This is a genomic window from Dermabacter jinjuensis (assembly GCF_902381725.1).
In the GTDB taxonomy this organism is placed as follows: Bacteria; Actinomycetota; Actinomycetes; order Actinomycetales; family Dermabacteraceae; genus Dermabacter; species Dermabacter hominis.
In genome coordinates, this window is record NZ_LR698963.1 from 1,817,376 (window position 1) to 1,842,371 (window position 24,996).

22 protein-coding genes are annotated in these 24,996 nt (G+C 62.8%); 20 read left to right on the forward strand and 2 right to left on the reverse strand.

The window, feature by feature from the left end; all coding sequences use genetic code 11:
• Positions 1–6: 6 nt before the first annotated feature.
• Positions 7–858, reverse strand: a complete 852-nt coding sequence (locus FXY94_RS08080; protein ID WP_016664538.1) for a PAC2 family protein — start codon at positions 856–858, stop codon at positions 7–9.
• 79 nt (positions 859–937) lie between these two features.
• Here FXY94_RS08080 and FXY94_RS08085 point away from each other — a divergent pair, with 79 nt between their 5' ends.
• The 15 genes from FXY94_RS08085 to FXY94_RS08155 all read left to right on the forward strand — a co-directional run bounded on the left by FXY94_RS08085 (position 938) and on the right by FXY94_RS08155 (position 16,535).
• Positions 938–2,029 (forward strand): M50 family metallopeptidase, encoded by a 1,092-nt coding sequence (locus FXY94_RS08085; RefSeq protein WP_016664539.1) that lies wholly within the window; start codon positions 938–940, stop codon positions 2,027–2,029.
• 30 nt (positions 2,030–2,059) lie between these two features.
• On the forward strand, positions 2,060–3,097 hold the full coding sequence (locus FXY94_RS08090) for a tRNA (adenine-N1)-methyltransferase (protein ID WP_016664540.1): 1,038 nt from the start codon (positions 2,060–2,062) through the stop codon (positions 3,095–3,097).
• A complete protein-coding gene (gene arc, locus FXY94_RS08095) occupies positions 3,094–4,650 on the forward strand; it encodes a proteasome ATPase (RefSeq protein WP_016664541.1) in 1,557 nt (518 codons plus the stop codon). The genes FXY94_RS08090 and arc overlap by 4 nt, the downstream gene beginning before the upstream one ends.
• Positions 4,647–6,323 carry a depupylase/deamidase Dop gene (dop, locus tag FXY94_RS08100; protein WP_016664542.1) on the forward strand — a complete coding sequence of 559 codons (1,677 nt, stop codon included), beginning with the start codon at positions 4,647–4,649 and terminating at the stop codon, positions 6,321–6,323. Before arc ends, dop begins: the two co-directional genes overlap by 4 nt.
• Positions 6,324–6,386: 63 nt before the next feature.
• Complete coding sequence (locus FXY94_RS08105; RefSeq protein ID WP_016664543.1) at positions 6,387–6,575, forward strand: ubiquitin-like protein Pup; 189 nt, start codon at positions 6,387–6,389, stop codon at positions 6,573–6,575.
• Positions 6,572–7,330 (forward strand): proteasome subunit beta, encoded by a 759-nt coding sequence (prcB, locus tag FXY94_RS08110; RefSeq protein WP_016664544.1) that lies wholly within the window; start codon positions 6,572–6,574, stop codon positions 7,328–7,330. Before FXY94_RS08105 ends, prcB begins: the two co-directional genes overlap by 4 nt.
• Positions 7,327–8,010 (forward strand): proteasome subunit alpha, encoded by a 684-nt coding sequence (gene prcA / locus FXY94_RS08115; RefSeq protein ID WP_016664545.1) that lies wholly within the window; start codon positions 7,327–7,329, stop codon positions 8,008–8,010. The genes prcB and prcA overlap by 4 nt, the downstream gene beginning before the upstream one ends.
• Positions 8,007–9,395 carry a Pup--protein ligase gene (pafA, locus tag FXY94_RS08120; RefSeq protein ID WP_016664546.1) on the forward strand — a complete coding sequence of 463 codons (1,389 nt, stop codon included), beginning with the start codon at positions 8,007–8,009 and terminating at the stop codon, positions 9,393–9,395. Before prcA ends, pafA begins: the two co-directional genes overlap by 4 nt.
• Positions 9,392–10,378 (forward strand): FKBP-type peptidyl-prolyl cis-trans isomerase, encoded by a 987-nt coding sequence (locus FXY94_RS08125; protein WP_016664547.1) that lies wholly within the window; start codon positions 9,392–9,394, stop codon positions 10,376–10,378. The genes pafA and FXY94_RS08125 overlap by 4 nt, the downstream gene beginning before the upstream one ends.
• A 21-nt stretch (positions 10,379–10,399) precedes the next feature.
• The gene (locus tag FXY94_RS08130) at positions 10,400–10,774 is read left to right on the forward strand and encodes an FKBP-type peptidyl-prolyl cis-trans isomerase (protein WP_016664548.1); all 375 of its coding nucleotides are present in this window, start codon (positions 10,400–10,402) and stop codon (positions 10,772–10,774) included.
• A 128-nt stretch (positions 10,775–10,902) separates the two neighbouring features.
• Positions 10,903–12,858 carry a primosomal protein N' family DNA-binding protein gene (locus tag FXY94_RS08135; protein WP_016664549.1) on the forward strand — a complete coding sequence of 652 codons (1,956 nt, stop codon included), beginning with the start codon at positions 10,903–10,905 and terminating at the stop codon, positions 12,856–12,858.
• Between the two features lie 24 nt (positions 12,859–12,882).
• Entirely contained in the window at positions 12,883–13,830 is a 948-nt protein-coding gene (gene fmt / locus FXY94_RS08140) for a methionyl-tRNA formyltransferase (RefSeq protein ID WP_016664550.1), read from the forward strand.
• A complete protein-coding gene (locus FXY94_RS08145; protein WP_016664551.1) occupies positions 13,827–15,374 on the forward strand; it encodes an RsmB/NOP family class I SAM-dependent RNA methyltransferase in 1,548 nt (515 codons plus the stop codon). The genes fmt and FXY94_RS08145 overlap by 4 nt, the downstream gene beginning before the upstream one ends.
• Before the next feature lie 27 nt (positions 15,375–15,401).
• Positions 15,402–16,079, forward strand: coding sequence for a ribulose-phosphate 3-epimerase (gene rpe, locus FXY94_RS08150; protein ID WP_016664552.1), 678 nt, complete (start codon positions 15,402–15,404; stop codon positions 16,077–16,079).
• Between the two features lie 6 nt (positions 16,080–16,085).
• A complete protein-coding gene (locus FXY94_RS08155) occupies positions 16,086–16,535 on the forward strand; it encodes a PH domain-containing protein (RefSeq protein WP_016664553.1) in 450 nt (149 codons plus the stop codon).
• Here the strand turns inward: FXY94_RS08155 and FXY94_RS08160 are convergent.
• Entirely contained in the window at positions 16,525–17,631 is a 1,107-nt protein-coding gene (locus FXY94_RS08160) for a DUF3866 family protein (RefSeq protein WP_016664554.1), read from the reverse strand. The genes FXY94_RS08155 and FXY94_RS08160 overlap by 11 nt on opposite strands.
• Before the next feature lie 39 nt (positions 17,632–17,670).
• On the opposite strand from FXY94_RS08160, the gene FXY94_RS08165 reads away from it, so the two are divergent.
• The 5 genes from FXY94_RS08165 to FXY94_RS08185 all read left to right on the forward strand — a co-directional run bounded on the left by FXY94_RS08165 (position 17,671) and on the right by FXY94_RS08185 (position 24,858).
• Positions 17,671–19,632, forward strand: coding sequence for a WYL domain-containing transcriptional regulator (locus tag FXY94_RS08165; protein WP_016664555.1), 1,962 nt, complete (start codon positions 17,671–17,673; stop codon positions 19,630–19,632).
• Positions 19,633–19,741: 109 nt separating this feature from the next.
• Positions 19,742–20,134: a twin-arginine translocase TatA/TatE family subunit gene (tatA, locus tag FXY94_RS11125; protein ID WP_016664556.1), complete on the forward strand. Its 393-nt coding sequence runs from the start codon at positions 19,742–19,744 to the stop codon at positions 20,132–20,134.
• Between the two features lie 73 nt (positions 20,135–20,207).
• Positions 20,208–21,095 carry a twin-arginine translocase subunit TatC gene (gene tatC, locus FXY94_RS08175; protein WP_016664557.1) on the forward strand — a complete coding sequence of 296 codons (888 nt, stop codon included), beginning with the start codon at positions 20,208–20,210 and terminating at the stop codon, positions 21,093–21,095.
• Positions 21,092–22,024 carry a diacylglycerol/lipid kinase family protein gene (locus FXY94_RS08180; RefSeq protein ID WP_016664558.1) on the forward strand — a complete coding sequence of 311 codons (933 nt, stop codon included), beginning with the start codon at positions 21,092–21,094 and terminating at the stop codon, positions 22,022–22,024. The genes tatC and FXY94_RS08180 overlap by 4 nt, the downstream gene beginning before the upstream one ends.
• Positions 22,021–24,858 carry a DEAD/DEAH box helicase gene (locus FXY94_RS08185; RefSeq protein WP_016664559.1) on the forward strand — a complete coding sequence of 946 codons (2,838 nt, stop codon included), beginning with the start codon at positions 22,021–22,023 and terminating at the stop codon, positions 24,856–24,858. The genes FXY94_RS08180 and FXY94_RS08185 overlap by 4 nt, the downstream gene beginning before the upstream one ends.
• Positions 24,859–24,996 lie beyond the last annotated feature (138 nt).

Genomic DNA, 24,996 nt, shown 5'->3' on the forward strand with positions numbered 1-24,996 from the left:
GCGCGCCTAGTGCGTGTCGCCGTCTTCGCGTCTGCGAAGGAATTGCTCGAACTCGGAAGCGATTACATCGCCCGATGCCTCCGGCAGTTCCGTCGCATCCCTCATCTGTTCGAGTTGCTCAACGTACTGCTTGATGTCCTCTTCTTCGTTGGCCATGGCGTCCATACCTCGCTCCCACGCGCGTGCATCCTCCGGAAGCTCGCCGAGGGGAATGTGCAGGTCAAGTTCGCGATCGAGTGCGGTAAGGAGTGCGAGGGTGGCCTTGGGGGCGGGGTTTTGGCCGACGTAGTTCGGGACCTGGACCCACAGGGAAAGGGTTCCGACGCCAGCAGTGTGGGCGGCGTCGTTCAAAATGGCGGGGATACCGATGGGGCCCTCGTAATCGTCGGCGTCGGCAACCCTCGGGGTTTGCGAGCCCCACGTTGTCGATGTTGGCAGCGGCCGCGTGTGCGGGGTGTCGGCGAGCAGGGCCCCCAGTGTCACGAGAAGCGTGCACTGAGCGGATGTCACGTGCGTGAGGATGTCTTCGCAGTAGCCCGTCCAGTTGAAGGAGGGCTCGGGGCCGGTGATGATGAGGATCCGCGTGCCGCGGTGGGGCTTGAGGGGAATGATGTGCGTGTGCGGCCAGGTCACGCGGCGTTGGCCTTCGCTATCCCTGGCCAGGAGTGGGCGGTTGATCTGGAGGTCGACGTAGTGATTAGCGTCGATGGTGTGAGGTGGGCGTTCCTCATCGACGCCGATCGTGTTCATCAGGTGGGTGAGGGCTTCACTACTGCCGGTGCCTGCATCGTTCCAGCCGCCGAAGGCTGCGATGGCTATTGTGCGGTTGACCTCGTCGTGAGCGGGGTTTTCGGGCACGCATTCCTCCTTCAGCTACGCCGTTAGGCGTGTCGTGCAAGTATAGTTCTCGACGCTGCAAGGTCGAAACGAGGCGGGTATGGGAGCTGAGCTGGAACGGACGATGCCAAAGGTCTCCGTCGGGGCCGGAAGTATTCTTTTTGCGGTGTTGCTTGCGGTGATGATTCAGCCGCAGTTCGCCCAGTACTTGCCGGGGGCCTTTGCTATTGGCGCGGCAGCCATCGCAGCAGTGCTCTTTTTGCTCTCGGTTGCTTTGCACGAGCTCGCACACGCGTGTGTCGCGCGTGCCTTCGGGGCTCGGGTGCGTGAAATCGCCCTGACCTTGTTTGGCGGGCACACGACGTATGAGGGACCGCGTCTGAGCCCTTCGCGCTCGATGCTCATCTCACTTTCGGGACCGGCCACGAATGCCATCCTTGCCCTCATCCTGAGCGCCGTCGCTCGGGCCCTGACGCCCGTGCTCCTGAACGCCGATTTGGGAGCACTCGCGATGTGCGTGCTTGCGTGCCATTTTGCCTCGACCCTCAACTGGGCGCTCGCGATCTTCAATGTCCTCCCGGGGCTGCCCATGGATGGCGGGAGGGCTCTGGAAGCGATCCTTCGTGCATGCGGAATGAACTCCGCACGGGCAACGATCATCACGGGGTGGGTAGGCCGTGTGATCGCCGTCGGCGTCGTGGTCGTCCCTCTCGCGCTCTCCGCCGTGCGCGGAGACCTGCCGTCCCCGCTATGGACGGTGTGGAGCATTCTGATCGCGCTATCGCTGTTTCAGGGAGCCTCGCAGGCGATCGCCCACGCGCGCTTTCTCGAGAGCGCCGATATGCTCCACATCGCGCACGTGTCGCAAGAGGTCCGCGTGCTTTCGAACGCGGCAACGGTTGAGCGGGAACGATCCTACCTCGAACGCGGTGGGCTCTACGTCGATCCCGACGGCGTCGTCCTCGCCCCAGCTGCCGCGATCGCTGAGGCGCCTGCGGACTATCCGGTTCACGCGGTGCTCTCACCCGTGGTGAGGGCAACGGTGCTCGATGGGCGTCCCGAGGGGAGCGACCTTCTCGCTGCCATGCAGGCTGATGAGGCGCCCGCCTATCTCGTGCGCAACGACGCAGGTCAATTTGTGAGCGTGATTTTTGCGCAGGATGTAGCCCGCGCGCTCAACGCTCGCGGGTGAGGTGCGCAAAAGCCACGTAGACTCACTGTCATGACTTCGCCGCACGAAACCGACCCCACCGTCACCGCACGCCTCGACCGTACGGGGCCCTTCGTTGTGGGGGACAAGGTCCAGCTCGCCGACCACAAGAATCGCCTCAACACGATCACGCTTAAAGAGGGCGGGGTGCATCATTCCCACCGCGGGTTCCTTCGCCATGACGACCTGATCGGCAAGAGCGATGGCACGGTTGTCGAGAACAGCGCTGGCGTCGCCTTTCAGGCGCTGCGCCCGCTCTACAACGACTACATGATGGCGATGCCTCGCGGCGCGGCGATTATCTACCCGAAGGATTCCGCGCAGATCCTCATGTACGGGGATATTTTCCCGGGGGCACGCGTTCTTGAGGCAGGGGTGGGCTCGGGCGGGCTCACGATTGCGCTTTTGCGGGCGCTTGGGCCCGACGGCTCTTTGCGCTCCATCGAACGCCGCGAAGATTTCGCCGAGGTCGCGAAGGCTAATGTCGAAAGTTTCTTCGGTTCCGTGCCCTCGTGGTGGGACTTGAGCATCGGCGATTTCCAGGACGGCGCGCATGAGCTCGCGCAGCAGGGCGAGCGCGTCGACCGTGTCGTGCTCGATATGCTCGCGCCGTGGGAGTGCGTGGACAGTGCGGCAGAGGTGCTTGAAGACGGCGGCGTGTTTCTCGCGTACGTCGCGACGGTGACGCAGCTGTCTCGTACGGTCGAGGCGCTTAGGGATCACGGCGAGTTCACCGAGCCCTATGCGTGGGAAACGATGATGCGCCCGTGGCATCTCGATGGCCTTGCGGTGCGCCCTGAGCACCGCATGAACGCCCACACAGGGTTCTTGTTGACGTCCCGCCGCACGGCTCGCGGCTGCAAGGCACTGCTTCGCAAGCAGCGCCCGGCCCCTGGTTCGCGGGATGAGGCGGAGCTCAACGGCCCCGCAAACGAGGGCTTCGGTGGCTCGAGTCATGAATGGACGAGCGAGGACTTCCACGAACGCAACGTTGCGCCACGCAAGACGAAGCGGGCACTTCGAGACATTAGGCAGGGGAGGACGCGGTGAAGACCTATCAGGAGCTGAACGAGGAACTGTCGAAGCTTGCTCGCAGTAACGAGCAGCTCGTGAAGTCGCTGTCGAAAGCGCGCGAACAGATCGTGCAGTTGCGAAGTGATCTCGAGTCACTCGCGGATCCGCCGTCGTCTTTCGGCACGTTCGTTGCGAAAGTCGAGGACAACCAGATCGATATCCTCCACAATGGTCGAAAGCTGCGCGTACTCGTTGCCCCCGACATTGACGTCGAAGCGCTTACACAGGGCCAAGAGGTGCGCCTCAATGAGAACCTCATAGCGGTGGAAGCATTGACGCACGAGACGACGGGTTTTGTCGCGACCGCCGTAGAGCAGCTTGAGGATTCTCGTGTGCTCGTTCAGGTTCACGCCGATGAACAGCGTGTCATGAACGTCGTTCCGAAACTTCTGGACAGTCGTATCAATAGGGGCGATCACCTCATGGTCGACCCGAAATCCGCCCTCGTTCTCGAGGTTCTTGAACGCAAGGAAGTTGCGGATCTCATCCTCGAGCACATTCCGGATGTGTCCTACAGCGATATCGGTGGCCTTGGCGACCAGATTGACGCGATCCGCGACGCCATCGAGATGCCGTTTCTGCACCAGGAGCTCTTTCATGAGTATGGTCTTCGCCCGCCAAAGGGCGTGCTCCTGTATGGCCCGCCCGGATGCGGAAAGACGATGATCGCCAAGGCTGTTGCGCACGAACTCGCTCTCAAAGCGGCACGTCAACGCGGCCAGGATCCGAGTGAGGTTGTTAACCGCTCGTGGTTCCTGAATGTCAAGGGACCGGAAATTCTCAACAAGTATGTGGGCGAGACGGAACGCTCCATTCGGCTCGTGTTCGAGCGCGCCCGTGAGAAGGCGAGCTCGGGCAATCCGGTCGTCGTGTTCTTCGACGAGATGGACTCGCTTTTCCGCACGCGCGGGTCGGGGGTGAGCTCGGATGTCGAGTCAACGGTTGTGCCTCAGCTTCTTGCCGAGATCGACGGTGTGGAAAGTCTCGAGAACGTCATCGTCATCGGGGCCTCAAACCGCGAGGACATGATCGATCCGGCGATCGTTCGGCCCGGGCGACTCGACGTCAAGATCCGCATCGAACGCCCTGGCCCCAAGGCGGGCGCGGAAATCCTGCGGCTCTACCTCACGCATGACGTCCCGCTTGCCGAAGAACTCGGCGTTCTCGTGGATTTCGCTATCGAGCGTATTTACGCGCGTGACGACGATATGGCCTATGTCGACCTCGAGTATGCGGATGGGACAACCGAGGTGCTGTATTTTTCGGAGTTCATGTCCGGTGCGATGCTTCGCAACATTGTGGATCGCGCGAAGAAGCTCGCGATTAAGGCGGAGCTTTCCGACGGTGAGCGGGGGATTTCTCGCGCTCACCTTCTCGAAGCAATCCACACTGAGTTCAAGGAAAATGAGGATCTCCCCTCGACAGCAAACCCTGATGATTGGGCTCGAGTTTCGGGTCGTCGCGGCCAGCGTATTACCCGCATGACGCCGCGCCGCGCGGCGAGCAGCGAGGAGGTCGCGGCACCATGAGCTCGGTCATTCCGTCCCTGACAACTCGGCGCCCAATGGGCATTGAAACGGAATTCGGCATCGTTCACACGTCTGATTCCGAGCGTGAACGTTCCGGGGCGAACGCGTCAATTCGCCTCTCGCACTATGCCGTCGCAGCTTATGCCCTGCTCGAGGACTCACCGAAGCGCCGTGTTCGCTGGGACTACGGCGACGAAACCCCTTTGCGTGACGCGCGTGGGTTTGAAGTTCAGCGCGCTGCCGCACACCCTACTCAGCTCACCCATGAAGCGCACGATGCGCACGTCCCAAGTGTCGACGCGGATTTCGAGATCACGGTCGGTGACGATATTCCGCTCGACCTCGACGATGCCGCGACCCTGCATTTTGCGGAACGCCGTGCGATCGGAAACGCGGTACTGACCAACGGTGCTCGACTCTACGTCGATCACGCCCATCCCGAATACTCTTCGCCAGAGGTCATGACCGCCCGCGAAGCGGTCGTGTGGGATAAGGCGGGGGAGCGTATCGCTCGGCTCGCCATGGCTCGCATCGAGGAGGCCGACGGTATCCCGGCCCTCGCGCTGTTCAAGAACAACACCGATGGCAAGGGCCAAAGCTACGGGACGCACGAGAACTATCTCGTGGACCGGGGTGTCCCTTTTGAGCGCCTTTGCGAAATTCTGATCCCCTTTTTCGCGACGCGCCAGATTCTCGTGGGGGCGGGACGCGTCGGGATCGGCACCCGCGGTGAGATCGACGGCTTTCAGATCAGCTCACGCGCCGACTTTTTCGAAAACGAGGTGGGGCTCGAGACGACACTCAATCGGCCTATCGTTAACTCTCGCGACGAGTCCCATGCGGATTCCTCGCGATTTCGCCGGCTGCACGTCATTATTGGCGATGCGAACCTCTTCGAGACCTCAACGTTCCTCAAGCTCGCGATGACTTCCCTCGTTTTGAGCCTTGCGGAACGGGAACACGCGACAGGAAAGTCGCTCCTTCCGGACATTCAGCTCGTCGATCCTGTCAGCGCCGTCCACGAGATTTCGCATGATCTGGGCTTCGCGAAAACCTATGCCACCACGGATGGTAGGCAAGCGTCGGCCTTGGATATTCAACGCGCCTACTTGAGCGCCGTGAAGAATTCGCTCGAGGGAGACGAGGCCGATGCAGAGACCCTCGAGGCGATCGCGCTGTGGACCGAGCTTCTGGAGGTGCTCGAGCGTAATCCACTGGACGCCGCGGATCGCATCGAATGGGTGGGCAAGTACGCCCTCGTTAAGGCGTTTCGGGAGCGGCACGGACTGGAGTGGTCCGACCCTCGGCTCGCGGCGCTCGATCTCCAGTTCACGGATGTCCGCGAGGATAAATCCATCTACGAGAAGCTTGCGAAGGCGGGGCGCGTGCGCCGGCTCGTGCGCGATGACGAGATCTCGCACGCGGTGACACACGCTCCCGAATCGACCAGAGCGTACATACGGGGCGGCCTTGTCACGCACCACCGCGACGATCTTGACTCGGCAGGGTGGGACGTCGTTACGGTGCGACATGAGGGTGCGGCCATGCGCGTGCGTCTCGCTGATCCAACGGTCGCGTCGAAACAGTGGTGCGAGGCCCACGGGGTCGATCCAAGCGGGGCGATTGAGACTCTCCTTGAAAGTTTTCGGAAGGCCGCTGATGAGATGCGGTGATGGCGCGCCCCGCCGCGGGGCGCATGTAGCGTGGACACGAATGAAGAGAAAGGACGTCGCAGCATGACACAGTCGCAGATTCACGGTTCCGGTGGCGGCGATGAGAATGACGAGCCGCTTATCGACCAGAACTCCGGCCAGATTCAAGCGTCGATCGCCTCAAGCGACGATCTCCTCGACGAGATCGACCTTGTGCTCGAATCCAACGCGGAGAGTTTCGTGAAGTCCTTCGTGCAAAAGGGCGGTCAGTGACCAACCTTGGCGACCCCCTCACCTCGCTTTCGGCGCATTTGAAGGCGGAGGGCCTTCTGGCCCCCGAGCTTTCAGGCGTAAGCAACGCTCATGTGACTGTTGCCGAGGCGACGACGATCATTGCCGTCCGCCATACGGGTGGGAAGGCCGTCACGCTCGCCGCTGATCGACGTGCGAGCGCCGGCCACCGGATCGTCAAGGACGACATGATGAAATTGTTCCTTGCCGATTCTCACTCGGCCATCGGTATCGCGGGCACCGCCGGACTCGGCATTGAGTTCGCGCGCTTGTTCGCCCTCGAACTCGAGCACGTCGAGAAAATCGAAGGGCACGCGCTTAGTCACGAAGGCAAGGTTCGAAGGCTGAGTATTCTCGTGCGCGCGCACCTCCAGCTTGCTCTGCAGGGCCTCGCCGCCGTCCCGCTGCTCGCTGGCTTCGATGAGCGCCTGGGCTTGGTGCGTGTGCACACCTTCGATGCAACCGGAGGATCCTACGAGGAGGAGGAGACGGCGGCCATCGGCTCGGGCAGCGACATCGCGCGGGCGGTTCTCGATGCACGGCGAAACATTCTCGACTGCGACCGCGAAGAAGCCCATTGCCTTACCCTTCAGGCACTCGCCTCCGCCTCCCGTCGAGACTCGGCAACATCGGGCCTTCGCGGCGAGTCACTTCCCGTTCTTGTCGACGTCGATGCTGAAGGCGCGCGCTTCGTGGATGCGGATCGGATCCTTGAGCTCGCTAAGGAGCTTTCATGAGCATGCCGTTTTACGTCGATCCCGAACAGCTGACGAAGGATCGGGCCGACTTCTCTCGTCGCGGAGTGTCGCGTGGTCTGCCGGTTATCGCCGCGAGCAGCGCCGATGGCATTGTCATCATCGCCCTCAATTCATCGACGTCTCTCATGAAAATTGGCGAGGTACACGACCACATCGCCTTTGCCGGCGCAGGAAAGTTCCACGAGTACGAGGCGCTCAGGCTCGCGGCCGTGCGGTGGGCCGATACTCGCGCCTACCAGTATTCCCGCCGTGATGTTTCGGCTTCCTCCCTCGCCAACGCTCTCGCCCACGCCATTGGCGAGGCGTTCGTCTCCGCACCAAAACCGCTGGAGATTGCGCTCTTGCTGCCGGAAGTCGGGCAGGCGCCAGAGTTGGATCGTATTTTCTCTTTGAGTTTCGATGGATCTTTGAGCGATCACGGCACATTCGCCGCGATCGGCGGTGTTCCCGATGGGCTCGCACAACGCGCCTTCGACAGCGCTCTTTATGAGCGCGAAGCCGAGGCCGTGATCGATTTTTGCGTACGCGAGCTTGCGCGAACCCACGCCGATGACAGCATTCATGCCGAGATTGCCCTGCTTCGACGTGGAGTTGAGTTGCGTTCGTTTGAGAGGCACACTCCTGTCAGTATGGCCAGGGTGGAAAGGTCGCATCTATGAAACGGCGCGTAGGCGGATTAGAGACAGAATTTGGGCTTCTCGCGGTAACCGCCGATGGGCGGCAAGCCCTCGAACCTGAAGCCGCCGCGAGGGAACTGTTCCGGCCGGTTGTCGCGTGGGGGCGTTCCTCGAACGTGTTTCTGACGAACGCGGGCAGGCTCTATCTCGACGTCGGCTCCCATCCCGAGTATGCGACCGCGGAATGCGATGACCCGTGGGACATTGTCGCCCAGGAGCGCGCGGGCGAGCGGGAGCTTCACGCCCTCGTCCACGAGGCCAACGCGCGATTGAAATCCGATGGCCGCGACGCACGCATTCATCTGTTTAAAAACAATGCTGATTCTCAGGGCAATTCCTTCGGAAGCCACGAGAACTACCTCGTGGAGCGCAAAGGCGAATTCACACGCCTGCCAGCATTGCTGCTGCCATTCCTCATTACGCGGCAAATCGTCACGGGGGCCGGGGGAGTTCTCGAAGGCGAGGGCGGGCCGGTTTTCGGCTTCTCGCTGCGGGCCGACCACATGTGGGAGACGGTTTCGTCCGCGACGACCCGTGCACGCCCGATCATTAACACGCGCGATGAACCCCACGGCGATCCATCGCGCTACAGGAGACTGCACGTCATTTCTGGAGACTCGACCATGAGTGAAGTCTCCACCTGGCTGAGGTTCGCGATGACGTTCGCCGTGTTGCGATTTATTGAAGACGGGCACGCTTTTGCAGACTTCGAGCTCGCAGACCCGATCAGCGATATTCGCCGAATTGCGCGAGACCTCACGGCGAGCGAACCACTCCAGCTGAAGAACGGCGGCGTAAGCACGGCGCTTTCGATTCAGCGCGCCTATTTCTCCGCTCTCGAACGCACATACGATGACCTCGACCCTCGAATGATGGACACGTGGGACCGAGGGTTGCGAGCGCTCGAAACGGGCAATTTCTCGCTCGTCAATCGCGAACTTGACTGGGCGATTAAGCACGAGCTGTTTACGACGGTGGCGGATCGGCGTGGGCTCGCGCTCAACGCGCCCGAGATTCAGCGCCTCGAACTGGCCTATCACGATATTGATCCTGATCGAGGCGTGTTCTATGCACTCGAGCGCCGCGGACTTGCGACGAGCGTCCTGAGCGACGAGCGAATTGAGGCCGCCCGTCGAGTGGGTCCGGCTACGACTCGCGCGCACTTGCGTTCAAGAGTCTTGACGCTCGCACGGGAAAAGGGGATCGACGTTGCGGTGGATTGGACAACCGTGCGACCGAACACACCCGGCGCTCTTCCCATCACACTGCTCGATCCGTTTGAGGTCGAAAACCCGGAAATCGACCGCTTGCTCGATAGTCTTGACGAGTATTCATCGGCACCCGCCGAGCTGAAAGGACTCCAGTGATCAACCGTCGCTCGCTGCTCGCTGCAGCTGCTTCCACTTCCGCCCTTGTCACCCTTGGGGCGTGCGCGAAAAAATCGTCACCTACGGCGAAGGGCGCTGCTCAAGCATCGGACTCGGGCGCATCCACGGCCTCGGATGGCGGCGGTAGTGCGGCCGACGAAGCCAATGTTCTTGACCGCGTGAAGGTCACAAGTGCGTTTGGTGAGGATCCGACTGTCGATTTCGACGCCCCGCTGAAGTTTTCTAACTTCCACTCAACCGTGGTGAGCAAGGGCGACGGCCCTGCAATCGCCGAGGGCGATTTCATCGTGACCCGTTCCGCCTACTTTGATCCGGAAAGCGCGGAAGTGCTTGCTTCGCAGTGGAAGGAGGGGACGTTCTCTCCTTTCAAGGTGGATAAGCAATCCGTGGGCCAAACGGCGACCGAATTCTTTACGGGGTTGACCTCCCATTCGCGCTTTCTCATGGCCGGCGTGGCCGGGACCCAAAAACAAAAGGTGCTCCAGGTCGGGGACGTCGTCGGCGTTGCATTGAAGCGAGCTGAGGGCGACGCACAGAAGCTTCCCGCGGAGGTTCCCGGTTTCGCCCTCGGTGAGGACGGCGCTCCAAATCTCACCGCCAAACCGAACGGTACCGCTCCCACTAAGCAGGTTGTCGCCCCCGCGATCAAAGGCCACGGACCGGCCGCGAAGAAGGGCGACACGCTCATCATGCACTACCGCGGTTGGGACTGGGCAACCGGAGAAGAGTTCGACTCGTCGTGGGGGCGTGGCACCCCGTTCTCGTTCAAGCTAGGCGACGGCCAGGTCATTAAGGGCTGGGATGAGGGGCTCGAGGGTGCAACGCAAGGTAGCCAGATTGCTCTGATTCTTCCGCCGGCGTCGGCCTACGGGGAAGCCGGCGAAGGCAATCAGAACCATCTCGCCGGCAAGACCCTGCTCTTTGTCGCCGATGTTCTGTACGTGGCCTCGCCCGAGGCCTAAGCACTAAATCTCAGGAGAATCATGTCAAAACCAGTTGTGAGCGTTGAAGGGTGCGAGGCGCCCGAGGAACTCGTCATCATCGATGAGAAGGTCGGTGACGGTGACGAAGCCAAGGCCGGCGACGTTGTCGACGTCCACTACGTGGGGGTAGGCCTCAGCGATGGCAAACAGTTCGATGCGTCGTGGGATCGAGGTGAGCCGCTGCGCTTTACGCTCGGCGTAGGCCAGGTCATTCCCGGCTGGGACCGCGGAGTGCAGGGAATGCGCGTGGGCGGGCGCCGACGTCTCGAAATCCCCTCGTCGCTTGCGTACGGTCCCCGCGGTATCCCGGGCGTTATTAAAGGCGGGGAAACCTTGATCTTCGTCTGCGATCTCGTTGGGGTGACCGGGCGCTGACCCAAGAGCCACCGGCGCTCTTTGACTCCGCGACACCCAAGAGCGAGGACAGCAGTCGCAACGGACGACCGTTCGAAACCACCGCGGGCTTCTCGCTCGCGACGGATCGGCCGGTCGTCTCTGTTCACGTGCTCGGTACTCTCGCGCACCTCGATCGCCTCTTCGAATACGCGGTCCCCGCGGCTCTCGATGCTGTTGAGCCCGGGATGAGGGTGCGTGTGCGATTCTCCGGCCGCGAGCACGAGGCGCTCGTACGGGCACGCTACGAAAGACCCGACACTATCCGGCCGCTCGCACCGCTCGTGTCCGTCGTAAGCGAGGACGTTCTCCTTTCGGAACACATGTTTCGGGTGTGCGAGGACGTTGCGCAGCGGTACGCGGGATCGCTCAGCGACGTGCTGCGACTCGCCGTTCCCGCGCGCAGCGCAGGCGCGGAAAAGGCACACCGGGCGCGCATGGAACGCCATGCATGCGAAAAATCTGGCGCACCTGATAAGAAAACTGCTTCGACCGGTGACGCTAACCCTCAGTGTGAGAAGTACCGTTCCAAATTCGCGGGGCTCGGGGCTTTCCTCGAGCACTCATGCGGTGGAGACCGCACTCCGCGAGCGTCGATCGTTCTCGATCCGGTGGATTCGTGGATTGAACTCGTGCTCGAATGCCTGTCGGGACTTGAGGATGATGCGGGAGCGATCATCCTCGCGAGTGATCAGCGCGACGTCGATCGACTGGCAAAGGCTCTCACGGCGCATGCGATCGACCACGTCCAATTCGGTAGCGCACAGGGCCCCCATGCGCGGTACACGGCGTTTCTGTCCACACTCCAGGGGCGCTCACGCCTCGTCATCGGGACGCGCAGCGCTGTTTTTGCTCCCGTGGCAAACCTCCGCATGATCCTTGTATGGGATCCGGATGACGACCTCTACGAAGAACCACGAGCGCCATACCCCCACGCGCGCACGGTCGCCCTCACGCGAAGCTTCCACGAAAGCTGTTCCCTGCTCTTCGTTTCGCGGGCACCGTCGGAATTCGCCCGCTACCTCACCCTGGCCGGCACTCTCGCGGCTCTTGAACCCGTGCCCGCCGCCCATGCCCATACTCACCCACGTATCGAGCTCATGGACGCGTACTTGCGTGAGAGAGAGGGGGCAAGCGGGTTTTCACGTTTGCCGTCGCACGCCCACGCGGTTATACGCCGAGGGCTCGCGGAAGGGCCCGTTCTGGTCCACGTGCCGCGGGCGGGATACGCCCCGGCACTCGCGTGTCGATTTTGTGGGACCAAGGCGACGTGCGTGCATTGCCACGCGACGCTCGCTGCGCCCGGAAGAGGGGAACTATCGTGCAGCGTGTGTTCTCGTCGGTACGGCCACTATCGGTGCCAGGAATGCGGGGGAGCGGATCTGCGCCCCATAGTCCTCGGCCAAGAACGCACCGCTGCCGATTTGAAGCGCTCCTTCCCGAACGCAACGCTTCACGTATCGGGCGGGGCCTCCGGAATTGTGGAGGATTCTGACGTTCGCGACGGCGACCTCGTGATTGCAACGCCGGGCGCAGAGCCGCAGCCCGAGGGCGGATACGCGGCGGCGGTGATCATCGACGCGGCCGCCTCCCTCGGCAGAGCCGCCTACAACGCCGACTGCGAAACAATCCGCCGCTATTCCCATGTGATCGGCCAGACCCGCACGTTCGACAAGGGCGGGCAGGTGCTGATCGTTGGACCCGATCAGCACCCCGCACTTCGTTCGCTCGTTCTCGTGCGCTCGAACGCATTTATTGACCGAGTGCTTGAAGAACGCGCCGAACTCGGGCTTCCCCCTGCGTTTAAGGTCCTCGAGGTGCGAGGAGACCGAACAGCGTGCACCGATTTCCTCGAACGGCTCGATGCGCCGCGAGGCGTCGACATTTTTGGCCCCACGGAGGTCGAGTCTTCCACCATTGATGCCGAAGCGCGCGTCGTGCTCCGGTGCCCCGTCAAGCACGCGCCTGCATTGGTGGAGGCGGCGCGAGCCGTCATGCTCGTGCGTAGCGCAAAGAAGCATCCGGGCTCCCTTCGCCTTCAGGTTGACCCCCCGCATGTCTTCTAGGCGTGGCCGTTAGACTTGGGCATCATGCGAATTCTTTTTGCCGGAACGCCCGACGTTGCCGCTACCTGCCTCTCCGCCCTCGCCGATTCCTCCCACGAAGTCGTCGGCGTACTCACGCAGCCCGATGCCCGCGGCAAGCGGGGGAAGAGCCTGGTGCCCTCTCCCGTTGCGGTCCTCGCGCAAGAGCTGGGAATCCCATCGTTCAAACCCGCTGACGCGCGAAGTGCCGAAACACGCGAGTGGATCCGCGAGAGCGGTGCCGAGGTAGCGGCCGTCGTCGCTTACGGTCAGATTCTCGAGCGCCCCGTGCTCGAGTCCCTTCCCGGCGGATTTTTTAACCTTCACTTTTCGCTGCTTCCCGCGCTTCGCGGCGCGGCACCGGTACAGCGCGCGATTGAGCAGGGCCTTCAGGAGACCGGCCTTAGCGTGTTCAAACTTGACGAAGGCCTCGACACGGGCGCGTTGGCGCGCCAGGAGCCGCACTCGATTGCCCCGCTTGCGACTGCGGGAGAGCTCCTCGAGGACATGGCCGAGCATGGCGCCCGGGTTCTTGTCGAGGTCATGGATGAACTCGGCCGCGGTACTTTGACTCTCACCCCGCAAGAAGAGGAGGGAGCGAGCTACGCGCGCAAACTTCGTGCCGACGAAGCACGGATTTACCCGGCGCGCCCCGCACGGGAAGTTGCCGCTCACATTCGCGCTTTTGCTCCCAATCCTGGCGCATTCACGAGCGTGAGAGGTTCGAGGCTCAAGGTTCTCGGCGTAGGAAACACAGAGGCCCCCGAAGGCATGAGCCTCGCTCCCGGCGAGTTCGGTGTCACGAAGAAGCACGTGTTCCTCGGCACCGCCACCGAGCCTCTTGAGCTGACGCTCGTGGGGCCGGCGGGAAAGAAGCACATGGCCGCGGCTGATTGGGCGCGCGGCGTACGACTGGAAACGGGCGAGCGCATGGAAGAGGAGAGCGCGTCATGAGCGAGGAGCGACAGAAGCGTCGCGGGGGACATACCCAGCGTCACCGGAACGACGCGGGTCACGAGCGGAGCGGTTCGCGCGGCAGGGGCGGCCCTCGACGCGGTTACTCGCGCAAGCGCCCGAGCGAACGCCGCCGCGAAACGACCCCCTCAAGGTTGGCCGCATACGAGGCAGCCCGACGCGTGAGCGAGGAGGATGCCTACGCGAACATCGTGTTCCCCACCGTTCTTCGTCGCCATCGCGTGGAGGGACGCGATGCCGCTTTTGCCACGGAGCTCTTCTACGGGTCGCTTAGGGCACAGGGTCGGCTCGACGCAGTTCTTGCGGAATGCGTGGATCGCCCGCTTTCGAAAATCGAGCCTGCCGTTCTTGACGTTCTTCGCCTCGGCGCGTACCAGATGCTTGATATGGGGGTCGCGGCGCACGCTGCTGCCTCTGAGACGGTGGGCCTTGCACGTGAGGTGACCGGGGCAGGCTCGGCAAGCCTAGTCAATGCCGTGCTTCGCCGCGTGGGCGAAAAAACGCTCGAGGAATGGCTTGCCATTCTCGTTCCGGCCCGCGAGGACGACGAGGACCGTTTCCTTGCGATCACCTATTCGCATCCAGAATGGATCGTGCGCGCGCTACGGGAGGCCCTCAAAGCTCACGGGCGGGATCCACGCGAGATCGACGCCCTGCTGGCCGCCCACAATGACGCGCCTTCGGTCAGCCTCGTCATGCGGCCCGGTCTGACCGACGAAAACGAGCTTGCCCAAGCCGGTGCACAGCCCGGCCGATGGTCGTTGTTTTCGATGGCGTGGCCGGGCGGCGATCCGGGTACGATTTCGGCGGTCAACGAGGGACGCGCCGCTGTTCAGGACGAGGGCTCGCAGCTTGTCGCCCTCGCGCTTGCCCTCGGTGCGGATAGCCTCGTCGTGGAGCCCGACCATCACTGGCTTGATCTCTGCTCGGGGCCCGGGGGCAAAACCACGCTTCTCGCCGGTGCGAGCATCACCCACGACGCCGAGGTGCTGGCGGTCGAGCTACAGGAACACCGCACGCGCCTCGTCGAGCGTTCGGTCCACACGCTCGTGGAAGCGGGTGCCGAGGTCGAGACGCTCACCGCCGACGGCCGCTCAATCGGCGAACGTTTCCCCGAACAGTTTTCGCGCGTCCTCGCCGATGTCCCGTGTTCGGGCCTCGGCGCGCTGCGGCGCAGGCCAGAATCGCGGTGGCGTAAGCAGCCCGGTGACCTCGGTTCTCTTGGGCGTTTGCAACGCGAGCTTCTCGACAGCGCGATAGCGGCCACCCAGGTAGGTGGCGTGATTGCCTACGTCACGTGCTCGCCGCACGCTAATGAGACGCTCCTCGTGGCAAAGGCGGCGCAGCGCCGGCACGGGGATCTCGAAGTTCTCGACGCTCGTGAAGCGCTGCGTGCCGGGCTTCGTAGTGATGCGGGTGACATCGACCTCGGCGACGGCCCCTTTGTGCAGTTGTGGCCGCACGTGCACGGCACAGACGCCATGTTCCTCGCGCTGTTTCGCAAAATCGATCCAGAATCCTGACCTTCCACCACGATAGGAGAGCCTCCCGTGTACTCGACGTCGTCAACGAGCATCCACCCGTCCATTCTCAACAGCGACTTCATGCACATCGGTTCCGAACTCGACAAGATTTCCAATGCCGAGGCCGCCCACATCGACGTCATGGACAACCATTTCGTGCCCAACATGACGTTCGGCGTCAGCATGGTTGAGCAGATCGCGAAGCGCTCACCGATCCCGCTCGATGCCCACCTCATGATCGATTCGCCTGACCGCGATGCCGTGGCGTACGCCGAGGCTGGAGCGCAGTCGGTGACATTCCACCTTGAGGCCTCGAGTGCTCCCGTGCGACTCGCGAGGGAGCTTCGAGCGAAGGGTGTGAAGGCCGGCGTTGCGCTGCGCCCAGCGACACCGGTCGAGCCTCTCGTGGACATCCTTGGGGAGTTCGACATGCTCCTCGTGATGACGGTCGAGCCCGGCTTCGGTGGGCAATCGTTTATCGACTCGATGCTCCCCAAGGTTCGACGAGCGCGTCGCGCCATCAGCGAGCAGAACCTCGAAGTGTCGATTCAGGTTGACGGCGGCATCTCACGCGCGACGATCGAGGGAGCCGCTGAGGCCGGGGCGAACGTGTTCGTGGCGGGAAGCGCGGTCTATAAAGCAGCCGATGCGGCGGCTGAGATCGACGCCTTGCGTGAACTCGCGCGCACGCATCGTCACAATTAATCCCCCATGCCTGCCGCTTCGCACATCCCAGAACTGCCGCTCACATATCGCCCCCGTGCCGTACGCAGGTGGGGGTACATCGTCGCCGCGGTGTTCGCCCTTGCGTGCCTCGTGATGGCCGTGTCGCTTCCGCTTCTCACCCACACGGTTCTCGATTCGCTCGGTTTCGTGCTGCTAGCGCTCGCAGTGGGGTGGTTTTGCCACCGGCACGCGAGCGTCCACGTGCGAGCCGACGCCGCCTGCGTGACGGTGCGCAATGCTTTTTCGACGCGCCGCTTCGAATGGGCCGAACTCATCGGGGTGAGCTTCCCCGAAGGAGACCCGTGGGCACACCTGGATGTGGCCGATGGCGACACGTGTGCCGTAATGGCCTTTCAACGGGCCGATGGCGAAAGAGGCGTCGCCATGGCGCGCGAGTTCAACGCGCTCATCGACACGCACTCGCTTAGACCGTAGGCACCTCGGCGGCAAGCCGGCCCGCCAGAGCGCTGTAAAGGAAACTCGCCCGATCCTCCTCGAGCCCGCGGCCCATGGTCGACACGCGAATCGGCAGCGCGCGTACCGCGTTTTCGAGGCCCTCGCCAGACATGGCCGTGATTCGATGGGCGGGCAACCGGCGGGCGGCCCGCACCGAGTTCATGTGTGCGTAGCTTTCGGCTATCCCGCGATCGATATCGCTGCGCTCGGATGGGGATAGGCTCGGTAGCTCGACTCCCGCAAAAAGCATGCGCTCGAGCACGGTCCTCGAGTGGTGGGAGAGGCCCACGTGGCGCGAGCGCGGGTCAGCCTCGGATACGCGTGGCGCACAAATGGCTCGCGCCCCCATTGCAGCAGCGGCGTGGAGGGCATCCGCGACGGCGATTGAACCAAAGCCCCAGCGTGTACCGGTCCCGAGGTTTCCGGGCCCCTGCGCAACGATGACGGCGTCGGCCTCGAAGTGTGCGCGTGCCGCGGCAAGAGCCGAGGGCACGGACACCGCTTCGGCGTCGCCCCCGAATGATTGCCCGGCGCTGATGGTGGCTGAAAGAATTCCTTCCTCGCGAAGGCGAGCATTAGCACGCGAGTAGGCCACGGGTAGCGCAGCCCAATCCGTGTGGACATACACGAGCCGCGCCCCCGGCCGCACCGCGTGAAAGCCCGCGGCGATGGGGCCGACGGCTGAATGCAAACCTGCGACGATGACGCTCATCCCGTCGAGGCTCTCCACGGCGTCAATCGCCTCGTGGGCCGGGGAAGCAGGGTCGTCGATGGCATCGACCATCATCTGCTGCGGGGTATAGCGGGCCTTCATCATGTGGCCCGCGGGAAGCTCTCCGCACTCGCACGCATCAAGATTGACGATGATGAAAGCGTCGCCTCCCGTTCCGAGGCTCTTTCGAAGGGCATTGGTGTTGAGCAGGAGGCGATCGCCCACCGCCGGCGCCGCGACCATGTCGAGATAGGCGAGGGCGCTCACGCGGGTACCGTCGGAATCGAGCGCGGCCCACACGCGGCAGACACCCGGCCATGCATCTCGGTACTCCAGCACCGTGCCCGTTTCCTGCGCGATCATGGTCCCAAGCTTACCGAGCCGGGACGCTAGGGTTGAGATGTGCCACCTACGCAGAATGTCGAGCGACTCCTGAGCCTCGCACTGACCCTCACGTCGAGCACACGCGGCCTCACGCGGGAGGAAGTGACCGAGCTTGTGCCGGGGTACGAGCGCATGAATCCCACGAGTGTCCGCCGTCAATTCACCCGCGATCTCGCTCGACTAGCCAAGCTCGGAATCGACGTCGATTCCACCCCCGACCTCGTCAATCCCTCCACGCTCAGGTATACGGCCTCCGTGCGCGATGCTGCGTCGTCGACCGGCACGTTTGACGCACACGAGCGCCTCATGCTCGGCGCTGCGGCAGCGATGTGGAGCACTCAGTCCGCGGGAAGCCTCGGAGCCCGCATTCGCGCAAAGCTCGCCTCGCTGGGAGTTCCGCCAGTCTCGGGCATTGCGCGCGGAGCGCTCGGCTCCTCGCCCGCAAGCACCCCGCTCCTCGAGGCCCTTGAGTCCGGCAAAACCGTCACCTTCGCCTATCGTTCCTCGGCGGCGGCGGCCGCCCATAAACGACGCGTGGAGCCGTGGGCTTTCGACGTGGCTCGCGGGCGCGAATATCTCTACGGCTATGATCTCGACCGGGAGGCTCCTCGACTCTTTCGCGTCAGCCGCATCGAATCGATCCCTGTTGAAGGGCCGTCCGCGAAGCACGCGCGTGAGCCGCATCCGCCGATCCGATCGCTCCTTTCGAACGATCGGACGCGCGCCGGCCAGTCGAACGAGAGCGCCGAACAATTGCGCGTGCGCATCGCGCCCTACAAAGCGCTCGACTTGCGCTCTCGACTCGGCATGGACGCTGGGAGTCCGCTTGCCGAGGTCCCACCGAGCAAGGCCGACGGAATCCTCAGCGCAGCATGGGCCGAGCCTCTATGGGTGGCACTGGAAGGAGACCACTCTCTCGCTACGACGTGGGCGCTGACGAGAGCAAGAATCGCCGCCCTCCATACCGGGCCCGCCTCACTGACCTGGGAGCACGCCTCCACGTTCGACACCGTCAAACAAAAACGCGCACGCGACGTAGGCACGGGCGATGGCGAACTGACACGACTGAGTGCAGAGATCGCCTACCTCCATTCGTTCGGAGACGTTGCCGTAGCCGACATGGCCCGCGATTTTGGGCTCACGGTAGACGAGCTCAATGCCGACCTCGACATCATCTACAACGCGGGGGACTACTCGCGAGGGTACGACGAACTCGTCGAAGTCACGCGCGCTGACGGATACGTCTCCATCGCTGGAGCCGACCCGCTCGCGCGTCCCATGACCTTCACCGCTAGTGAAATCAGCGCACTCCTCATCGGCCTCGAGGCCGTCGCCGACTCGCGCGGCGGACTTTCGGTATCCGCGATCGAAGCCCTTAGGGCCAAGCTTGCCGCGATGGTGCCCGAGGGAGCCGCTCAAGGCGGGCAACCCTCGGAGGCCCCTCGTGACCACGAGAATCCCACCCTCACGCGCATCCTCGATGCGCACGCCACGAAACACCCCGTGCGCATCATGTATTCGCCTGCCGCTCGGCACGGCATCAGCGTTCGCGACATCGAGCCACGCGAGGTCACATCAAAGTACGGCGCTCTGTATGTACGCGCGTATTGCCGGCTCGCGGGGGCCGAAAGGGAGTTTCGCTCCGACCGCATCGTCGACTCGTGGGAATGCACCGATCCCGCCGCTCCCGCAACCGGTGATTTCACGACACCGCTTGATGTCGCGCTCGAAAACTGGCCGACTGTCACTCTCGCCATCGGCCCCAAAGCGAGATGGATTCTCGATGTCTTCAACGCGAGCGAGCTTCGCGTCGAGCCCAACTCCGCGAGAGTGATCGCGCGCATCACGCCTTCGTCGAGCCATGCACTCCTCGCCGCGATCTTCGAAACCGACGGCGAAGCAGAAGTTCTTGACCCGGATCACATTCGATCCGCAATCAGGGGCGTGGCTGAGACCAAGGTCGCGCGTCTAGGGGAGTAGGCTGGAGCGGCCGAGACGATCCGGATTGACCGGTGGTGTCTATGCGAAAATTTTGTATAGTGTCGATTTCCTCGACACACACATCACACGCTTTGGATGGTGATTACACATGGGTACAGGTTTCTTTCGGAGCCCTTGGCCGATCTTGATTCTCCTCGTTCTTGTCGTGCTGCTTTTTGGCGCGAACAAGCTTCCGGGCCTTGCACGCAACATGGGTGAATCCATGCGCATTTTCAAGAACGAAGTTTCTGAAATGCGCAAAGAGGACGACGACCATGCCGAGGCGTCCATCAACGTCAAGCGCGATCGCGAAGGTGCGCGTCGCGACGACCGTTCCTACGACGCCCGCGATGATCGCGACCGCGACTACCGACGTGACGATCGCGAGTACCGCCGCGACGACCGCGACGACTTCCGCCGCGAAGAACGCGTGCACGACTCCCGCGACCGAGAAGATTTCCTGAGCGAGGATCGTTCCGACGATCTCTACCGCCGCGACTGACGCGACACACAAGTAGCACGCCCGGCCCTCTGCCCACGAGGGCCGGGCTGAGATTAGGGCTAGGACGACACACGTGGCAAAGAAGAAGAAACGCCCCCGCGACCCAGAAGGGCGCATGAGTCTTGGCGAGCATCTCGCCGAACTTCGTGACCGCATCTTCATCGTCGCGGTATTCGTGGTCCTCTTTTCCATCGCCGGCTGGTTTCTTTACTACCCGCTTTACGAAGCACTCGCCGTCCCGTTCCGAGAGCTCAAGGGGCTCGGATACAACGTTGCGATCAATATCGGTGGTGTCGCCGGCACGTTCGAAACGCACTTGAGGCTCGCCGCCTACATCGGAGTGGCGCTGAGCATCCCGGTGATCGTGTACGAGGCGTGGGCGTTCATCTCACTCGGCCTCAAGAAAAATGAAAAGCGCTGGGCACTGTCGTTCTTGTTCTCTTCGGGGCCGCTCTTTCTCGCAGGCGCCATTTTCGGGTACTTCGCGATCACAAGAGCAATCCCGATCCTCATGACTTTCGGTCCTAACAAGGAAGTTCTTCAGCTCGTCGAGTTTCGCGACTACATCGAGCTTGTCGTCAAGACCTGCATGGTTTTCGGCGTCGCCTTCATCTACCCGGTATTCCTCGTCGCGCTCAACATCGTGGGGATTCTTCCGTGGCGCACAATCCTCAAGGCCTGGCGCTGGGCTATCCTCCTCAGCTTCATTTTCACCGCCGCGATGGTTCCGACGCCGGAGCCGATCACACTTCTCCTTGTGACCTCGCCCTTCCTCATTCTCTTCTTTGGTGCCGTGCTCGTCTCCTACATCCTTGAGACGCGGCGGGAGAAGCGCCTCAAGAAGCAGGCAGCCTTCACGGAATCCGGCGAATACGTGCCGTCCCAAATTGCGCTTCCCAAGTCGCTCGATGACGCCTACGCCGATTCCCACAAGGACACCGGCGGTTCCTCAGAATCATGAGTCGCCTCCGAGTAGGTGTTATTGCGAACCCCTACGCAGCCAAGCGCCGCTCAGGGAATATCGGCCACGACGTCTGCGCTCTGCTCGGCGCCGCGGGTCTGTCGGTGATCGACCTTTCTGCCCCCGATGCCCTCACGGCGAAGCGGCGTGCCGAAGCCGTCATCGACACCCTCGACGCTCTCGTGGTCGTCGGGGGTGACGGCACCGTGGCTCTCGGGGCCTCTCTCGTGTGCGACACGAATATTCGCCTCGGCATCGTGCCGGCAGGCTCTGGGAATGACTTTGCACGCGCGATCGGGCTTCCCCTTGATGATGCCGACGCCGCCGTGCGCGTGATCGTCTCCGCGCTCGCACGGGGCGAGCAACGAATTGACGCGATCGAAGCACACTTTGAAGGCGGGCCGGAGGGTAGCAGCGTCATCGCCCTCGGCAATCTCAACATGGGCTTCGACGCGATTGTGAATGCTCGCGCGAATCGTTCCTGCTACGGCTATTCAGGTGCCGTCGCGCGAGAGCTCCTTTCGTACAGGCCGCGCCGATACTGGATCGAACTCGACGGCGGCGAACGTCAGTACATCGACGCTTCACTCGTGACGCTCAGCAATGCTGGCTACTTCGGCGGTGGGATGAAGTACTGCCCCGTCTCAAAGGTCGACGACGGGGTGCTCGAATTCGTCACCGTTTCGGGCCTGAGTAGAGCCGGGCTCGTGCGCTTTTTCCCTCGCGTGTTCTCGGGCACGCACGTGTCCCTGCCTCACTACACGGTCACTGCTTGCACTTCGCTCACGATCGGCTCGGACGATCCTATTGAGGTGTGCAGCGATGGGGAAACACGCGCCTTTCTCCCACTTCGCGCTCGAGTTTTGCCCGGGGTGGTGAGCATCCTCGCCCCGCAGCTTCACGACGACCAGATTCAGGAGGCAGCATGAACGACGCTCCAGATACCGGCCTTCGCGGGCACTTTACCGAGCGCTTTGCGTTTGATCTCGATCCGTTCCAGTTGAGCGCCATGGACGCGCTGGACCGAGGAAGCTCCGTTCTCGTTGCCGCTCCCACGGGCGCTGGCAAAACCATCGTTGGCGAGTATGCCGTTCACCGGGCCATGGCGCACGGCGTCAAGGTCTTCTATACGACTCCGATCAAGGCCCTGAGCAATCAGAAGTACCAAGAGCTTGTGGAGTGGCTTGGGCACGAATCGGTCGGGCTTGTGACGGGCGACGTGAACGTCAATTCGGAAGCCCAGGTCGTCGTGATGACGACCGAGATCCTTCGCAACATGATGTACGCCGATTCGCCGACTCTTCATTCGCTCGGCTATGTCGTGATGGATGAGGTCCACTATCTTGCGGATCGAATGCGAGGGCCAGTGTGGGAAGAGATCATTATTCACTTGCCGCGAAGCGTGCAGCTCGTTGCCCTGAGCGCGACCGTTTCGAACGTTGAAGAATTTGGGGCGTGGATAGAGGAAGTGCGCGGGAGTACGGAAGTGATCGTTTCCGAGCGCCGCCCGATCCCGCTGTGGCAGCACGTGCTCAACGACCACGAGCTCATCGACGTGTTTCTCGACGAAGACGGGCGGGCAACCCCCTCGCACGGGCCGTTTGCCCATCGACGCTATCGCGAGGTCAATCCCATGCTCGCCGAAATCGGTAAGGGGACATGGGACGACGTGCCAGACGATCACCGCTACGGCGGCAAACGTCACGGGCGGGGGCGGAAGAGTGGCAGGTCGGGCCGCCGGGGCTATCGGGATCGGCGCAACGATCAGCGTGGTCCGCATCGTTCGCATCGCCACGAGCAGAGGATGCGGCCACGGGCGATGAGCCGAGCCGACGTCGTCTATCTCCTCGAGGAGCGCGGCATGCTCCCCGCGATCTTCTTTATTTTTTCTCGGAGCGGCTGCGATCAGGCAGTGGCACAACTCATGCGAGCGAACGTGCGGCTCACGGATGACGCGGAGCGCTCGCAGATCAAAGAAGCCTTTCGCGCCGCGCTCGGGGATTTGCGTGCTGACGATTACGACGCGCTCGGGATTGGCAGGATTGAGCGGGCGGCGATGAACGGCCTCGCGGCCCACCACGCAGGTCAGCTTCCCGCTGTTAAGGCTGTGATCGAGGATCTTTTTGCTCGTGGACTCATCAAGGTCGTGTGCGCAACGGAGACCCTCGCCCTCGGCATCAACATGCCGGCGCGCACCGTCGTCCTGGACAAGCTGACGAAGTTTAACGGGACTGAGCACGCGAAGATCACGCCGGGGGAGTACACGCAGCTCACGGGGCGGGCGGGACGCCGCGGCATTGACGTCGAAGGGCACGCTGTCGTCGTTGTTGGCTCCTCGATCGCGGCACAGGACGTCGCCGGCCTCGCCTCGACTCGAACGTACAAACTGCACTCTGCCTTTAGGCCCACGTACAACATGGCCGTGAACCTCCTTGGTCGATTCAGTCTTGACGAAGCGTACGAGACCCTTGAAAGCAGCTTCGCGCAGTTTCATACGGACCGAAGCGTCGTGGCGCAGGCGCGCAAGGCGCGCGAGAAGCAAGAGGTGGCCGAGCAATACCGCGAGGCGATGCACTGCTCGAAGGGCGATATCGCGCAGTACGCGGACATCCTCGAAAAGATCTCGGCTCGCGAAAAAGAGCTGAGCCGAACGCGTGCCGATAAACAGCGCGAGCGTACTCGCTCTATCGTCGGGAAGCTCCGTCGGGGTGAGGTCATTGCCATCCCAGGGGGACGCCGCTCAGGTTTCGCGGTTGTCATTGACCATGACAAGACGGTTCGCGGGCCACGCGTGTGGGTCATCACGCGTGAGGGCCAGCTTCGAGATCTCTACACCGAAGATTTCACCGCGAGTCCCATGGTGCTCACGACCATGCGGGTGCCCTCGCTCGACCGGGTACGTAGTGCGAGGGTGCGAAAGGACACGGCATCCGCTCTGCGGGAAAAGCTCCGAGGTGAGGACTCTCCTCGCGCGGCGGTGAGGGCCCGCTCGAGTGAGAAGAGCGCGAACCCAAACCATGACTCTCTCCTCGTGCAGCTCCGCGAGGCGCTGCGAGAGCATCCGTGCCACCACTGCGACGATCGCGAACAGCACATGCGGTGGATCTCGAGGTACCGGAAAGCCGCTCGCGAGGCGGCGCGGGCGGAGCGAACAATTGCGCAGCGCACGTCGCAGCTCGTGCGGCAGTTCGATCGGGTGCGCGCGGTTCTTGAGGCACTCGGGTACGTGGGAGAATCCGACGCCAGCCGGCACGTCACCGTCACCGCAAAAGGCGAGTTGCTCAAGCGCATCTATTCGGAGCGTGACCTCATCGTGTGCGAGGCCCTCGACCAGGGAGTGCTCGACGGGCTCTCGCCGGCAGCACTTGCGGCTGTCGCGAGCGCGCTCAGTTACGAGCCGCGCCGCGAAGAGGGGGGAAGCGAAGACCACGACGACCGTTCCGTCTCCCGCGCCCTGTACGCGCTGTCCGTTCTGGCCGACGACATTAATGTGCAGGAAAGGCGGGCGGGACTCGATCAAACTCCCGCCCCCCATCCCGGTCTGTGCTCGGCGGTGTACCGCTGGGCAAAGGGGGAGGGGTTCGCGCAGTCGATCGGAAACGCGGCCGTCGCCCCTGGCGATTTCGTTCGTCACGTGCGTCAGGTCATCGATCTTCTCGATCATCTTGCTCATGTCCCCGGGCAGTCCCACGCGGGCGTTGCGGCGACAGCGCGGAAGGCTCGCCTTCAGCTTTTGCGCGGGATCGTGGCCCAGGATATGTAAAAGTGCTGTTTGGAGAAACAGTGTGGGTCGAGTGATCGGTGAAGGCGAGGAATGTCGGTACAGCAAACGCATGTGGCGGTGATTTCCGCGTCCACTCCACGCCGCCGACTCTGCGCTTTGCCGGTGCAAGGAGACCGT